The sequence below is a fragment of the Falsiroseomonas bella genome, from assembly GCF_003173615.1.
Classification (GTDB): Bacteria; Pseudomonadota; Alphaproteobacteria; order Acetobacterales; family Acetobacteraceae; genus Falsiroseomonas; species Falsiroseomonas bella.
Genome location: NZ_QGNA01000007.1, coordinates 41,176 through 55,099, shown reverse-complemented (window position 1 = coordinate 55,099; position 13,924 = coordinate 41,176). Strand labels below are relative to the sequence as shown.

18 protein-coding genes are annotated in these 13,924 nt (G+C 71.9%); 16 read left to right on the top strand and 2 right to left on the bottom strand.

Going from position 1 to position 13,924, the window contains the following annotated elements:
• The first annotated feature begins 9 nt into the window (after nucleotides 1-9).
• The 15 genes from DFH01_RS25185 (at nucleotide 10) to DFH01_RS28540 (ending at nucleotide 10,605) form a co-directional block, all read left to right on the top strand.
• Nucleotides 10-363, top strand: a complete 354-nt coding sequence (locus DFH01_RS25185; RefSeq protein ID WP_109873293.1) for a hypothetical protein — start codon at nucleotides 10-12, stop codon at nucleotides 361-363.
• Nucleotides 360-968: a hypothetical protein gene (locus DFH01_RS25180; protein WP_109873292.1), complete on the top strand. Its 609-nt coding sequence runs from the start codon at nucleotides 360-362 to the stop codon at nucleotides 966-968. The genes DFH01_RS25185 and DFH01_RS25180 overlap by 4 nt, the downstream gene beginning before the upstream one ends.
• Complete coding sequence (locus DFH01_RS25175; RefSeq protein ID WP_109873291.1) at nucleotides 968-1,204, top strand: phage head-tail joining protein; 237 nt, start codon at nucleotides 968-970, stop codon at nucleotides 1,202-1,204. The genes DFH01_RS25180 and DFH01_RS25175 overlap by 1 nt, the downstream gene beginning before the upstream one ends.
• Nucleotides 1,201-2,688, top strand: coding sequence for a phage portal protein (locus DFH01_RS25170; RefSeq protein ID WP_233256280.1), 1,488 nt, complete (start codon nucleotides 1,201-1,203; stop codon nucleotides 2,686-2,688). The genes DFH01_RS25175 and DFH01_RS25170 overlap by 4 nt, the downstream gene beginning before the upstream one ends.
• Before the next feature lie 49 nt (nucleotides 2,689-2,737).
• The gene (locus DFH01_RS25165) at nucleotides 2,738-4,855 is read left to right on the top strand and encodes a prohead protease/major capsid protein fusion protein (protein ID WP_109873290.1); all 2,118 of its coding nucleotides are present in this window, start codon (nucleotides 2,738-2,740) and stop codon (nucleotides 4,853-4,855) included.
• A gap of 90 nt (nucleotides 4,856-4,945) precedes the next feature.
• Nucleotides 4,946-5,296 carry a DUF2190 family protein gene (locus DFH01_RS25160; RefSeq protein ID WP_109873289.1) on the top strand — a complete coding sequence of 117 codons (351 nt, stop codon included), beginning with the start codon at nucleotides 4,946-4,948 and terminating at the stop codon, nucleotides 5,294-5,296.
• Nucleotides 5,293-5,949 (top strand): structural protein, encoded by a 657-nt coding sequence (locus DFH01_RS25155; protein ID WP_109873288.1) that lies wholly within the window; start codon nucleotides 5,293-5,295, stop codon nucleotides 5,947-5,949. Before DFH01_RS25160 ends, DFH01_RS25155 begins: the two co-directional genes overlap by 4 nt.
• The gene (locus tag DFH01_RS25150; protein ID WP_109873287.1) at nucleotides 5,946-6,221 is read left to right on the top strand and encodes a hypothetical protein; all 276 of its coding nucleotides are present in this window, start codon (nucleotides 5,946-5,948) and stop codon (nucleotides 6,219-6,221) included. The genes DFH01_RS25155 and DFH01_RS25150 overlap by 4 nt, the downstream gene beginning before the upstream one ends.
• 6 nt (nucleotides 6,222-6,227) lie before the next feature.
• Nucleotides 6,228-6,536 carry a head-tail joining protein gene (locus DFH01_RS25145; protein ID WP_109873286.1) on the top strand — a complete coding sequence of 103 codons (309 nt, stop codon included), beginning with the start codon at nucleotides 6,228-6,230 and terminating at the stop codon, nucleotides 6,534-6,536.
• A 1-nt stretch (nucleotide 6,537) separates the two neighbouring features.
• Nucleotides 6,538-7,260: a DUF6441 family protein gene (locus tag DFH01_RS25140; protein WP_109873285.1), complete on the top strand. Its 723-nt coding sequence runs from the start codon at nucleotides 6,538-6,540 to the stop codon at nucleotides 7,258-7,260.
• Nucleotides 7,257-7,685, top strand: a complete 429-nt coding sequence (locus DFH01_RS29085; RefSeq protein ID WP_109873284.1) for a hypothetical protein — start codon at nucleotides 7,257-7,259, stop codon at nucleotides 7,683-7,685. Before DFH01_RS25140 ends, DFH01_RS29085 begins: the two co-directional genes overlap by 4 nt.
• A gap of 21 nt (nucleotides 7,686-7,706) precedes the next feature.
• The gene (locus tag DFH01_RS25130; protein ID WP_109873283.1) at nucleotides 7,707-8,663 is read left to right on the top strand and encodes a phage tail tube protein; all 957 of its coding nucleotides are present in this window, start codon (nucleotides 7,707-7,709) and stop codon (nucleotides 8,661-8,663) included.
• 70 nt (nucleotides 8,664-8,733) lie between these two features.
• Complete coding sequence (locus DFH01_RS25125) at nucleotides 8,734-9,744, top strand: hypothetical protein (RefSeq protein ID WP_199231404.1); 1,011 nt, start codon at nucleotides 8,734-8,736, stop codon at nucleotides 9,742-9,744.
• A gap of 166 nt (nucleotides 9,745-9,910) precedes the next feature.
• Entirely contained in the window at nucleotides 9,911-10,288 is a 378-nt protein-coding gene (locus DFH01_RS25120; protein ID WP_109873281.1) for a phage-derived protein YdaY family protein, read from the top strand.
• Between the two features lie 164 nt (nucleotides 10,289-10,452).
• Entirely contained in the window at nucleotides 10,453-10,605 is a 153-nt protein-coding gene (locus DFH01_RS28540) for a hypothetical protein (RefSeq protein ID WP_199231403.1), read from the top strand.
• Here DFH01_RS28540 and DFH01_RS25115 read toward each other — a convergent pair.
• A complete protein-coding gene (locus tag DFH01_RS25115; protein ID WP_233256279.1) occupies nucleotides 10,602-11,204 on the bottom strand; it encodes a PIN domain-containing protein in 603 nt (200 codons plus the stop codon). The two genes, DFH01_RS28540 and DFH01_RS25115, sit on opposite strands and share 4 nt — an antisense overlap.
• Nucleotides 11,205-11,207: 3 nt before the next feature.
• On the bottom strand, nucleotides 11,208-11,663 hold the full coding sequence (locus DFH01_RS25110; protein ID WP_109873280.1) for a helix-turn-helix domain-containing protein: 456 nt from the start codon (nucleotides 11,661-11,663) through the stop codon (nucleotides 11,208-11,210).
• A 90-nt stretch (nucleotides 11,664-11,753) separates the two neighbouring features.
• Between DFH01_RS25110 and DFH01_RS25105 the strand changes: the two genes are divergently transcribed.
• A complete protein-coding gene (locus tag DFH01_RS25105) occupies nucleotides 11,754-13,922 on the top strand; it encodes a tape measure protein (RefSeq protein WP_109873279.1) in 2,169 nt (722 codons plus the stop codon).
• Nucleotides 13,923-13,924: the final 2 nt, after the last annotated feature.

Below are 13,924 nucleotides of genomic sequence, written 5' to 3'. Positions count from 1 at the left end.
GAGACCCTGATGACCGCGATCGTGCCCGTGCGCACCAGTATCGCCGCCGGCCAGGCGCTGAGCGGCCCTGTCGCCAGCGTCGGCTATGGCGTCTGCCTGCTGCTGCTGCCCGCCGCCTGGACCGACGCCCCGCTCACCCTGCAAGGCTCGCTCGACGAGGGCGAGCCTGCAGCCTGGGCGGATCTCTACGACCATCTCGGCAATGAGGTGGTGCTGGCCGCCGCCGCCGGCCGGGCACTCACCCTGCCGCCCACCCTTCTGCTCGGCTGGCGCTGGCTGCGGATGCGCTCCGGCCTCGCCGCTGCGCCGGTGAACCAGGTGGCGGAGCGCCCTCTCACCCTCGGCATCCGGCCCCTCGCATGACCGCGCTGTTCCAGCACTACCTGCCGCCGGCGCCGGCGATGCTGCCCCACGTCTCGGGGCGCTTCTACGCCTCGCAGCATGCGCGCGCCGTCGGCGGCGCGGTCGCGATGACGGCGAACCGGCTGTACTGCGTCCCCTACGTGCTGGCGCGTCCCGGGCTGTTCTCGGCCATGGCTGTCAGTGTGACGACGGGCGCGGCCGGACTCCTGCGTATGGCGCTCGCGGCGGACAATGGTGCCGGCCGGCCGGGAGCGGTGATCGAAGAGCCGGTGGTGGACGCCGACACCGCCGCCACTGGCAATGCACTCTGCCCCTTCGCGCAGCCGCGCTGGATCTCGGCCGGCATCTGGTGGCTGCTGCTGTGCTTCTCCGGGGCTCCCTCGGTACGCGGTACCAGCACGCAGGCATTCAGCGGCGGGAACACGCTGCTGCTCGGCTCGGCCGCGGCGGATGGCGGCGCCGGCGGTGGCACGACCGGCAGCGAGAACGGGTTCTTCGCGGCGCTGACGCACCAGGCCGGTGTGCCGATTATGCCGAACCCTCCCACCGGGCTGTCCTATCTCGTCAACGCGGCGACGCCGCTGCCGACGCTCAGGGCGGCGTGATGGATCCGACTGTTCTCGCGTGGGCGCTGGCGCAGCCGCAGGGGAGCCGCGCCGCGGCGCTGGCGGCCGCCTACACGGGCGGCACGACGCGCGTGAGCTTCGACGGGCGGACGGTGGAGTATCGCAGCCTCGATGAGCTCGGCCGCGCGCTGGCCGTGCTGCGCGGTGCGGAGATGAGCGCAACGCGCCGTCCCTCCGTGACACTCGCCAGCTTCTCGCGGGAGAGAACCGGGTGATCCGACGTCTCCGCGATGCATGGCAGGTGCTGCGCGGCTATGCCGCGGCGCAGGACCACCGCGCCTCCGCCTGGGCGCCCTCGGGCGGCAGCGCCAATGCCGAGGTCGGCATGGCTGCGGCCACGGTCGCCCGCCGCGCCCGCGATGCCGTGCGGAACGATCCCTATGCCAGCCGCATCGTTGATCTCTGGACTGGCAATGCGGTCGGCGCGGGCATCACCACCCGCTGGCCCGGCGACGCGCACGGCCGCGCCTGGCAGCGCTGGGCGGAGAGCAACGCCTGCGACGCCGAGGGACGGCTCGACCTCTACGGTCTGCAGGCGCTGGTGATGCGGGCTGTGGTCGAGAGCGGCGAGTGCTTCGTGCGCTTCCTGATGACTGCTCCCTCGCAGGCGAACCCGATCGGCCTGCGCCTGCAGGTGCTGGAGAGCGACCATCTCGACACGGCGCGGAACGGCATGGTCGAGGGCGCGCCGACCATCCAGGGCATCGCGCTTGGCGAGGCCGGGGAGCCGATCGGCTATTGGCTGCACCGCGTCCATCCCGGCGCCGCCTGGATCCTGCCGGGGGTGACCTGGCAGAGCAGCCAACGCATCCCCGCCGGCGACGTGCTGCACATCTACCGCAAGCGCCGGCCCGGCCAGTTGCGCGACGTGTCATGGCTCGCTCCGGTCCTGCTCCGTCTGCGCGACCTCGGCGACTACGAGGCCGCCCTCCTGATGAAGGCCAAGATCGAGGCCTGCCTCGCGGCGGTGGTCACCGAGGAGGGCGATGAGGCGCTCACCGGTGCGGCGACCGGCCTGCTCCGCGACGCCCAGGGTCGGACGGTCGAGAGCTTCGAGCCAGGGATGATCCTGTATCGCCGCGGCATGGGCTCCGTGGAGGTGGTGAACCCCTCCGGCGGCGGGAGCCATGCCGCCTTCGCCCGCCGCGCGCTGGAGGCCGCCGCGGTCGGCGCTGGCCTCACCTACGACCAGGTCTCGGGCGACCTGACGCAGGCGAACTACTCCTCGCTCCGCGCCGGCAAGATCGAGTTCCGCCGGCTCTGTGAGCAGGTGCAGTACGGGATGTTGATCCCGATGCTGGTCCGCCCGATCGCGGACCGCTTTCACGCCCAGGGCGCGCTGCTCGGGCTGTGGGGCGCGGAGATGCCGGTCGGCGTGTCGCACGTCCCGCCAGCGCACGAGATGATCGACCCGCTGAAGGACACCACGGCGCTCATTGCCCAGGTTCGCGCCGGCTTCGTGCCTCAGCCCGAGGCCGCCGGTGCCTTTGGCTACGACTTCCGCGCGGCCGTCGAGATGATCCGCGAGGCCAATGCGCTACTCGACGAGGCGGGCATCTCGCTCGACACCGATCCGCGCCGTGTCGCGAAGTCCGGCGCCGCCCAGGACGCTGCGCAGATGGCAGCGGTGGAGATCGCGGCGACAGGAGCGGCAGCTCCGCTGCGGCAGCCGGCCGGGAGCCAGGCGGAGCCTGGCTGAGCGTCCGCAGTCCACAGAACATCCCGACCTTTTCCACAGGGATATCCACATGACCGAGACCAATGGGCTGGGCGGCAGCGATGCCACGCCGGAGCCTGCTACTGCGCCCACCGCGGCGGACGTTCCGCTCGTGGCGCAGCGTGCCATCACAGCGCCTGCCACCGTCGATCGTGCCGCGCGCACCGTCGAGGTCGTGTGGAGCACCGGCGCTCGCGCGCGGAACTTCGTCCCGGCCCTCGGCCTGATCACCGAGGAGCTGGAGATGTCGCCCAACGCGGTGCGCATGGAGGCGCTGCGCTCCGGTCGCGCCCCGGTGCTCGATACCCACCGCCGCGGTGGCGCGCGCGACGTGCTCGGTCGGGTCACCGCCGCCCGCCTCGAGCTCGGGCGCGGCTATGCCACGCTGCAGTTCAGCACTGCCGCCGACGTCGAGCCTGTCTGGCAGCGCATCGCTGACGGCACGCTGCGGGCAGTGAGCGTCGGCTATCGCGTGCACCGCTACGAGCCGCGGCCTGATCCGGCCACCGGCGAGACCGTCCACCGTGCGGTGGATTGGGAGCCCTTTGAGATCTCCGTCGTGCCGGTCCCGGTGGACCGGGATGCGGCGGTGCGTGGCGAGGCGCCGCAGGGCGCGCCAGCCATCGCCATCGAGCCCGCCCTGCCTGACGAGGAACCACCCATGCCCGAGACGACGCCGGCCGAGCCGGCTGCTGCCCCGTCGGCGCCGCCTGCCGCGTCGCCGTCCACCGCCCCGTTCCAGGAGACCACCGTGACCACCAGCCCCGCGCCGACCACGCCGCCCGAGCCGACCCGCGCCGCGCCCGCACCGGCCGTGCCGGCGATCGACCTCGAGGCCGTCCGGGCCGAGGCCGAGCGCGCCGCCGCCGAGCGCATTGCCAGCTACGAGCCGGTCCTCGCCGCTGCCCGCGGCCTGCTCGCCGCGGACACCATCGACGCGCTGCGCCAGGCCGCCATCCGCGAGCGTATCAGCCCCGAGGTGCTGCGAGGCCGCCTGTGGGACGCCTTCACCCAGACGCAGACGAGCCGCCCGACGCTCCCGGCCCGCCCCGAGACCGGCCCCGGCCACGACGACCCGGCGCAGATCCTCGACGCCATGGCCGAAGCGCTCGCCGCCCGTGCCATGCCCGGCTACCAGCCGCAGGGTTCGGGCCGCCATGCCGAGTTCATGGGCTGGCGCCCCTCCGACATGATCGGCGAACTGCTGCGCGCCCGCGGCGCGCGGAGCGTGCCCCGCAATCCCACGCTCCTCGCCGAGCGCGCCTTCCACACCAGCTCCGACTTTCCGCTGCTGCTGGCTGCCGCTGCCAACAAGATGCTGCTCGCCGCCTACCAGCCGGCGCAGCCGACCTACCGCCAGATCTTTCTCCGCCGCGACTTCCGCGACTTCAAGCCGCACCGGCACCTGCGCATTGGCGACTTCCCGACCCTGCTGCCGCTCGCGGAGAACGGCGAGATCCAGGTCGGCACCATGTCCGAGAGCCAGGAGATCGTGCTCCTGCAGACCTTCGCGCGGCGTATCCGCGTCACGCGACCGATGCTGGTGAACGACGATCTGGGTGCCTTCACCGACTTCGCCGCGGCGATTGGCCGGCGCGTCGCCGAGTTCGAGAACGCCACCGCCTACAACCTGCTCAACAGCGCCAATGGTGACGGTCCGACGCTGACCACCGGCAGCGCGCCCGTATTCGCCACCGGTGCGGCGCGCGCCAACAAGGCCAGCACCGGCACGGTGCTCGACACCACGACCATCGGCGCCGGCCGCACCGCCATCATGAAGCAGCGCACGCTGGACGGGCTGCCCATCTCGATGGGCCAGACCATGCGGCTGCTGGTGGGGCCAAACCTCGAACTCGCCGCGCGCCAGGCGACGGTGGTGGTGCAGGCGAACGAGATCGGCAAGGCGAACGTCTTTGCCGGCTTCGTGCAGCCGGTGATCGAGCCGCTGATCCAGGCGAACCGCTGGTACCTGTTCTCCGACCCGGTCGCCGCGCCGGTCTATGTCTACGGCTACCTCAATGGTGCCGAGGGGCCGCAGGTCACGACCGGCCCGGTGCAGGGCGCCGATGGCGTCGAGGTCAGCGTGATCTTCGACTTCGGCGTCGGCGCCATCGACTGGCGCGGCGCCTGGTTCAACCCGGGCACCTGATCCCGCCGCTTCCCTCCCTCCCATCCGCATCGCGCCAGGGCGCCGCCGGAGAGCCGGTCGGCGCCCTGCGCGCTTTCAGGAGACCCTCCCATGCGCAACTGCATCCGTCCCGACGCGCGCTCCATCCCGATGGTGGTGCCCTATGCCGGCGGGATCCTCTCCGGCCAGGGCATGCTGGTCGGCGCCTTCTTCGGGGTGGCGGCGTCCGACGCCGCCCAGAACGCCAGCGTCGACTGCGAGACTCGCGGCGAGTTCGAACTGACCAAGGAGCCCTCGCTGGCCATCAGCCAGGGCGCGCGGGTGTTCTGGGACAACACCAACCGCCGCATCACCACTACCGCGACCGGCAACTTCCAGGTCGGCCTCTGCACTGTCGCTGCCCTGGCGGCCGATGCCACAGTGCGCGTGATGCTGGCCCGCGTGCCGGCGAGCGGCGCATGAGCGGCGATCCGAAGCTCAGCCGGGGCTACCGCAACCGCAACCCCGGCAACATCGAGCACCTGCCCACGAACAAGTGGCTTGGCCTCGAGACGCCGCCCTCGGACGGGCGGTTCTGCCGGTTCCGCTCGCACCAGCACGGCATCCGCGCGCTGGCGTTGCTGCTGCAGAGCTACCAGGACCGGCATGGGCTGCGCACGGTGCGCGGCATCGTCGCGCGCTGGGCCCCGAGCAGCGAGAACGATACGCGGGCCTACCAGGCGGCGGTCGCCGCACGGCTCGGGGTCGGGCTCGACGATCCCATCGACCTGCATGACGCGGCCACCATGCGCGGCCTCGTCGAGGCGATCATCCGCCACGAGCTCGGCGGCATGCCCTACGCGCCGGAGACGATCGCGGAGGGCCTGCGCATGGCCGGCCTGGTCCAGCTGGGTCTCGCGCACAGCGGGACGGTCCGCGCCGCCGCGGGCTCGGTGGTCGCCGGCGTCACGGCGGCGGCGGTGGTTGATGCCGTCACGACGCTGGCGCCGCATGCCGAGGGCCTGGCCGCCGTGCTGCGCTCGATCGGCCCCTGGGGCGTCGCCGCCGCGGTGATCGGCGTCGCGGCCTGGACCATCCACCAGCGGCTGCAGCGGCAGCGGGAGGTCACCCGATGACGGACCACGACCGCGAACTCGGCATCATCGTCACCCGCCTGACCGAGATCGAGCGACGCCTGGCCGAGGGTGACAAGGACATGCGCGAGCTGACCCGCACCGTCACGGAGCTGGTCAAGGCGATGGCCGGACTCACGGCGCGGCTGTCGCTGGCGGCGGGCGGAGTGCCGGGCGCGTCGCCCGCGATCCCGGCGACGGGCGCGGCCGCAGCCGGCGGAATCGTGGGCGCCGCAGTCGGCGCGAAGCTCGCCTCATGGCTCGGGCTCGGCTGATCCGACATGGGCGTCTTCGACGATGCACTTGCGGTGCTCGCCGCCGACCCGAACCTGAGCGTCGAGGCGACCTACCGCGCCGCGGGCACCGGCGCGCCTCTCCCCATTCGCGTCCTGCGCTCCAGCCCTGATCGCGTGGTGGACGCCTTCGACACTCCGGTGCTGCGCGCGACCGACGTGTTGACAGTCGCCATTGCGGCCCTGCCAGCGATCGAGCCGGGCGACACCTTCACCATCGGCCCGGACCTGCTGACGGTGGACAGCGCCGAGCGAGAAGCTGCCGGGGTCGCCTGGCGCGTGCTCTGCCGGCGGTAGCATGCGCCTCTCCGCTGTCGTCGGCGATCTCCGGAAGGTGCTGGCCGAGGAGGTCCGCGCCGGCGAGCGCGCCGCCTCCCACGCCGTGCGCGCCGAGACCGACGCGCTGAAGACTGAGCTCCGCGGCCAGGTCACCGGATCCCTGGGCGGGAAAGCCCGCGGCATCGCCAATGCCTGGCGCTCCCAGGTCTTCCCCCGCACCGGCGTGTCGATGCGCGCCGCCGGCCTGGTCTGGAGCAAGACCCCGCTGGTGATCGAAGCCTTCGAGCGTGGGGCGCTGATCCGGCCGAAGGGCGGCGGGCGCTTCCTCGCGATCGCCACCGGCTTCAACGCCGCCCGCGGCTGGCGCGGCCGCGGTGACAAGGGGCTGCGCGTCACGCCGGCTCAGATGGTCGCCTCCGGCCAGGGCTTCCTGCGGCCCTTCCGCTCGGGGCGGGGCTTCGTCTGGTGCCTGCCGCTGCGCCAGGGGACGCAGACCGGCCGACGGCGGCGGACCCGCCTGATCGCCGGCGGCGTCGCCGAGGTCGGGACGGCCAACCGCAAGGGCCGCGAGGCCTGGGCCCGCGGCCTGCTCGAACAGGGGATGGTGCCGATGTTCCTGCTGCTGCCCCAGGTGAAGCTGACCAAGCGCCTCGACGTCCGCGGAGCATCGCTGCGCGCCCTACGTCGCCTGCCGCGGCGCTTCGTGGCGGCCTGGGAAGCCGAGACGGCGAGGACCGGATGAGTGTGCGCGAGACGGCTCTGGCTGCCCTGTACGCCCGCCTGGGTGCCGCCCTGGCCGCGCGGAACCCCGCCCCGAAGGTCCTCCGCAACGAGACCGTTCCGCAGCGCCTTCCGCCCGGTGGGCTCGTCGTGGTCCGTGACGGCGAGACGGTGGAGGAAACCGCCATCCTCTCGCCGCTCGCCTGGGCGGTCGAGCATCGCGCCGAGGTCGAGGTCGTCGCGACCACGGGCGCGCTGCTCGATGCGCTGCTGGTCGACATCGCGGCCGCGATCGCCGGCGACCGCACCCTCGGCGGCGCGGTGGAGTGGGCGCAGCCCGGCGCGTCCTCCTTCGACGACGCCGAGACTGAAGGCGCCGCCGCGGCCCGCGCCGCCTCCGTTCCCGTCACGTTGTCCTTCACCGTCGCCGGCTCGCCGCTGGCCTGATCCCGCTCCCGGAGACGCCCCATGCCCCGTGCCATCGGTGCCAACTCGCGCCTGCTCATGATCCCCGAGGTCACCTACGGCACCGCGCCGGGCGGCAACTGGCGGCGCGTGCCCTTTCTCTCCTGCAACCTCGGCGCCGAGCAGCCGCTGCTGGATGCCGATGTTATCGGCCTCGGCGGCAATCGCGATCCGGCCGCGCCGTTCTTCGACACCGTCACCGTCGAGGGCGACGTCGTCGTGCCGGTGGACCTGATCAACATCGGGCACTGGCTGCGGCTGCTACTCGGCGCGCCGACCACCACCGGCACCAACCCGAACTTCACCCATACTTTCGGATCGGGTGCGGCGACGCTGCCCTCGCAGGCGATCGAGATCGGCTACCCGGACGTGCCGAGCTACGACGTCTGCGCCGGCGTGCGCGCGGACGCGCTGGAGATCGATTTCTCGCCGACCGGGCCGGCGACGGCGACAATCAAGCTGATCGCCCAGGGCTCGACGCGCTCGGGCTCGTCCTCCGGCGGCACACCGGTCTCGGCCGCCTACACGGCCTTCAACAAGGCGCAGGGCTCCATCTCTCGCGCCGGCTCTGCGCTGGCGCAGGTTACCGGCGCGCGGCTCGCCTACTCGAACAGCGTCGAGGCGGTGCGCACAATCCGCGCCGATCGCAAGATCGAGGGCGCGGATCCCGGCATCGCCCGCGCCACCGGCCAGATCACCGCGCGCTTTGCCGACACGACACTGCTGACGCAGGCGCAGAACGGCACCGCGGCGGAGTTCGCCTTCGCGTTCACCATCGACGCGAACCGCAGCCTCACCTTCACGCTGCACGAGGTCTATCTGGCGCTCGCGAAGACGCCGATAGAGGGGCCCGCCGGCGTCGAGGCGAGCTTCGAATTCCGCGCGGCGTTCAACGCGACGGCGACGCGGATGATGACCACCGTGCTGAAGAACCAGCAGGCGGGGACAGAGTACGCGTGACGCTTCAGCCGGGTCCGGCCTGGCGAGCTCTTCCGCTTTCGCATCAAGGCCGCCAGAATATCTCCCTCTCGTGAGCGCCGCCGACGGGGAAGAGGCAATAGCGTTGAGGGTCTTCATCGCGAACTTCGGTCAGTCGAATTATCTCTGGCCGAGATGTCTGGAGCGCGGCACCGTCGCGACCATCAACAACGAGCGCGTCCATCCCTTTTGGGAGCGCCGGGACCGCGACGGTTTCGTCGACTTCGCAGTGGCAAACCTCAAGACGGCCCGCATGGAGATTCCCACACGGGCGGTCGCTTCACGCTGGTTCGGCCTGAACGATGCCATCGCCGAGACAAGCGGTGACGTCTGGATCCACAGGGAGAAGGATAAGCTGTGGTGGACGATCTCGCGGCCTGAGCCCGTCGAGATCACCCTGATGCCCTCCTTCAATCCGCAGCGCGATGGCCCTCGCGTCTTCGAGCTGCACAAGCCAGCCGAACCATGGCGAGACCGCGACCGAAAGGGACGCCCCCTGCCTTGGGCCGGCCTCCACCCAAAGGCTCGCGATTTCCTCTTCACCGAAGGCACGTTGCAGCAGCTCTCACCCGACAATGCGGAATACGCGCTCGCTCTCATTGATGGCGTCGGCCTCGAGCCCTGGCACGGCAGGCCCGAATGGCAGGCAAAGGTTGTGCGAACCGGCCGCAACCCCGCGACCATCTATGACGCCAAGCGCAAGACCATATTTCGGATGGTTGAGACCGTGTTCAGCACGGTGGCTGCCGCGAATGGTCAGCAGGTGCTGCGCACCCTGAAGGACAAGCGCACGTCCTTCGACAAGCCGGCGCTGGAAAAGTACGTCGCATCCCTCATCGATGATCAGGACGGCCTCTGTGCGATCACCGGGATCGCGTTGCAATTTGATGAGGACGGTAGCGACCCCGAGCTGCGTTGCTCGCTCGATCGGATCGACAGTGCAGGACACTATGAGCCGGGCAACCTGCAGATCGTGTGTCGCTTCGTGAACCGCTGGAAGAGCGACAGCGCCGATGCCGACTTCCGTCGTCTCATCGGGCTCGTTAGGGCAAATACCTTCTGAGCCGCGGCCGTTGAACGTCTGAATCGACCCGAGGACCGGAGCGACAGCGTCGTATCGGTCCAAGCGCCATCGCTGGGGCACGCCAGTCAATGCGTGTGCGTTCCTCTTGAGCGTGCCCCAGACCTTAGCGGCTCAGCTCAATCACCCCCACCAAGGAATCTCCCCGATGCTCACCCTCGACCTCCCGGCCGAGCCGTACTGGCTCGACCTGCCGCGCGGCGTCCGCGTCGAGATCCGCCCGGTGACGACGGCGGTCATGTCGGCGGCCCAGGCCGCCGCCGCGCGCCGCCTCGCCGCGATCCGCATCGCCGACCCAGACCTCGACCCGGACATGTCGCGCGGCCTGTCCTTCGCCTTCCTCGTCAAGGCGCTGGCTCGCCATGCCGTCACCGCCTGGGAGGGCGTCGGCGACGCGGCCGGCAAGCCGCTGCCGCTCTCGCCCGAGGCGGTCGAGCGTCTGATGGACCTCGACGACATCGCCGCCGCCTTCTGGGACCGCGCCACGGCGCCCGTCGCCGCGGTGGCCGCCGAGGGAAACGGCTGAGGGCCCGCGCCGCCTGGCACTTCGGCCGCGGGCCCGAATACTGCCGCGGCTGTGCCGCCCTCGGCCGCGACTGCGCCGATGCCTGCCCCTACGCCGCGCACACCCCCGCCAGCGTTGAAGGGCACGCCTGCTGGGCCGCCGGCACCACCTGCGCCGAAGTCACGATGGCCGGCCTGACGCTCGACACCGCCGGCGCGCTCGCCGCGGCGCGCGAACTGGGCGCCGGCGGCTGGGCCGCCACCGAACTGCTACTCGCTATCCGCATCGGCATGGCCGAGGGCAGCGCAGAGCGCAGCGCGGCGAGTCCTGCCACCTAATCCGCCGGCAGGTCGCTCGGTCGCCGCTCCAGGATCGGAGCGAGCTTGCCAATCTGGTCCGCGATACGGGGAACTCCGGCCTTGCGGAGCGCGACGACATACTCGGGGAGCTCGAGCGGCGGGGCGCGGTAGTGATCCAGGTCTTCCCGCACCGCATCGGCGAAGGCCGACGGATCGATGCTCTCGACGTCGAGTAGGAAGTCGTCCGGGTGCACGGCGTGCAGGCCGTAGGGCGCCAGGCGGTCCGGCGGGAAGTCGGAGACGTTGAAGGTTACGATGCAACTCGCCTTGCAGACCACCGCGGCGGCGAGGACATGGCGGTCGTCAGGATCCGGCAGGACCATCGCGTCGATGAGCGGTTCGTAGCCCGTGACCAGTGCGTCCAGGACTGATGCGTCCATCAGCTGGCGGGTCCGCGCGAGATCAGCAGGCTTCAGGTCTGGCCGCTTCTGCAGCAGATTTCGGATCCATTCATCGTGCACCCGGTCGCTCCACCTCGCCCGGAACAGCTTCGTCTGGGCGAGGAAGAGCACGAGGCTGCGCAGGCGTGCCCCGTAAAAGACATTCGCGTCGAAGAACGCCGTGAAGGTCGAGATCACGCCTCAGTCCAGTCCCAGCCGGCGCGCCTCCGCGGCCATCTCCGCCAGCGCCTGCTTCCGCTTGTCGGCGGAGGTGCGCTCGAATGCCAATAGGTCTGCGAACCGCACACGCCGATGCCGCCCCACCATTCGGTGGGGGATCTCGCCCCGGTCGATAAGGCTGATGAGGAAGGGCCGCGACACGTTGAGGTAGTCGGCGGCCTGCTGCGTGGTGAGTTCGGCCTCGTGGGGGATAACCGAGATCGGCCGTCGCTCGGCCATGGCGCCGAGCACGGTGAGCACGACTTCAACCGCGCGAGCCGGCAGCGGGACGACCACGTTGGGCTGCTCGCGCAGCACCAACTGCACGCCCTGACCGGCCCTGGCGGCGGGGGCCAGGCTGGCGGCGGCGGTCTTGGCGATGGCGGCCTCGGCCTCGTCGGCGACGATGGGCTCGGCCTGGTCGAGCAGAGCGAGCATGGGGCCCTCCAGTGGCCTCTGGTTGCTCGCCCTTATACGAAGCGATCGCAGTAAACGCAACTAACGAAACCGATAGCCGGAGAGGGCACCATGGCCGACGCCACCCGCCGCGTCTCGGTGCGCCTCTCGCTGGACGATGCCGCCCGGGTCAAGGCGGGGCTGCGCGAGGTCGGCGAGACGGGCCAGCGCTCCCTCGACCAGATCAAGGGCGGCGCTGAACGCGCCTCCCGCTCCCTCGAACTGCTCGATGTCGCCACGCGCGGCATCCAGATCGCCGGTGTCGCCGTCGCCGCCCGTGCCCTGGTGCAGGCCGGCGACGCGCTCACCCAGGGCCTGTCGCGTCTGCAGAACGCCACCGGCTCCGTCGAGCGTGCCGGGCAGGTCTACGAGGCGCTCTATCGCAACGCGCTCTCGACCGGCGTCGCGGTCTCGGAGAGCGTCGACGCCTTCCAGCGCTTCTCGATCGCCGCCCGCGAGATCGGCGCCACCTCCGACCAGGTGGTCCGCCTCGTCGGTGGCCTGCAGCGCGTCGCCATCGTCTCCGGCGCCTCCACCCAGGAGATCAGCAGCGCGACCCTGCAGCTCGCCCAGGCGCTGGCCTCCGGCGTGCTGCAGGGCGATGAGCTCCGCTCCATCCTCGAGGCCATGCCGCTGCTGGCCGAGGGCCTGGCGCGCGAGCTCGGCGTCTCCATCGGCGAGCTCCGCAAGCTCGGCTCCGAGGGCAAGCTCACCGCCGAGCGGGTGTTTCCCGCCCTGCTGCGCGCCACCGAGCGCCTCGGCGCCGAGCTCGACCGCGCGCCGCTCTCGCTCGGCCGCGCCTTCGGCCAGCTGACGGCGGCGACCGAGAACTTCCTCGGCCAGCTCGACCGCGCCATCGGCCTGTCCAACGCGCTGGCCCGCGCGCTCTCGGCCGCCGCCCGCGCGGTGGACAGCGTCCGCCAGGGCGCCGGCCTGCGCAGCGAGGAGGAGCGCCTCGCCGGCCTGCGCCGCCAGGCCGAGGCGCTGTCGGTGCAGATCGGCCGGCTGGAGAGCGAGGGCGACGGCCGCGACAGCCTGCGCGCCCCGGTCCGCCGCGGCAGCATCCGCCCGGGCCTGATCGGCACCGCCGAGCAGCAGGCGGGCGTCGACAGCCGGGCGCGGCTGGAGGAGCTGCGCCGCGACTACTTCGCCACGCTGGCCGAGATCGACACCGCCGAGCGGGAGTCGCTCAACCGCCGCCTTGAGGAGCAGGAGCGCGCCGGCCAGGCCGCGGCCGATGCCCGCCGGCGCCGCGCCACACAGGACGTCCAGGAGCTCACCCGCGATCTCGACGACCGCTTCCGGATCAACCGGGAGTACGAGGAACGTGTCCGGCGCCTGCGGGAGGCCGAGGCGGCCGGCGCCGTCACCGCCGCCGAGCGCACCCGCCTCGAGACGCTCGCGCTGCAGGAGCGCGACGAGGCGCTGCGCCGGCTGGAGCCGCGCATCGCCGCGGTGCGCCGCGCCAGCACCGAGGGCGCGCGGGAGGCGCGCGACGCCGAGCGGCAGCTGAACGACCTGCTGCGCGAGCGCGAGCGGCTGATCCAGGACAACGAGACCGCCTATGAGCGCTACCAGCGCCGGTTGGAGCGGCTCGGCGACCTGGTGCAGCGCGCCGAACGCGCCGGCCGGCCGATCCCCGACGAGACGATCGGGCGGGAGGCGCAGCGCGCGCTGGACGATCTGGAGGAGGCCGAGCGCCGCCTTCAGCGCAGCACCGAGGGCACGCGCGAGGCGGCGCGGGAGCTGGGCTTCGCGTTCTCCTCGGCCTTCGAGGACGCGATCGTGCGCGGCGACAAGCTGTCGAAGGTCACGCAGGGCCTGCTGCAGGACATTACCCGCATCATCGCCCGGCGCACCATCACCGAGCCGCTCGGCAACGCCGTCTCGGCCGGTCTCACCAGCCTCGGCGCCGGCAGCTGGTTCGACGGCATCGGCTCCTGGCTCGGCGGGCTGTTTCGGGCCGAGGGCGGGCCAGTCGCCGCCGGCCAGCCCTACATCGTCGGCGAGCGCGGGCCCGAGTGGTTCGTGCCGGACCGCGGCGGGACCGTGCTGCCGAACGGCGTGTCGCCGGGTGGCCCGCTCATCCAGCAGACCATCAACATCGACGCGCGCGGGGCGGACGCCGGCGTCGAGGCGCGGCTGCGGCTGCTCGCCGGTCAGATCGCGCGGCAGGCCTCGGCGATGACGCTCGACGCCATCCGCCGCGGCGGCAGCGCCTACGAGACGGTGCGGGGGTAGCC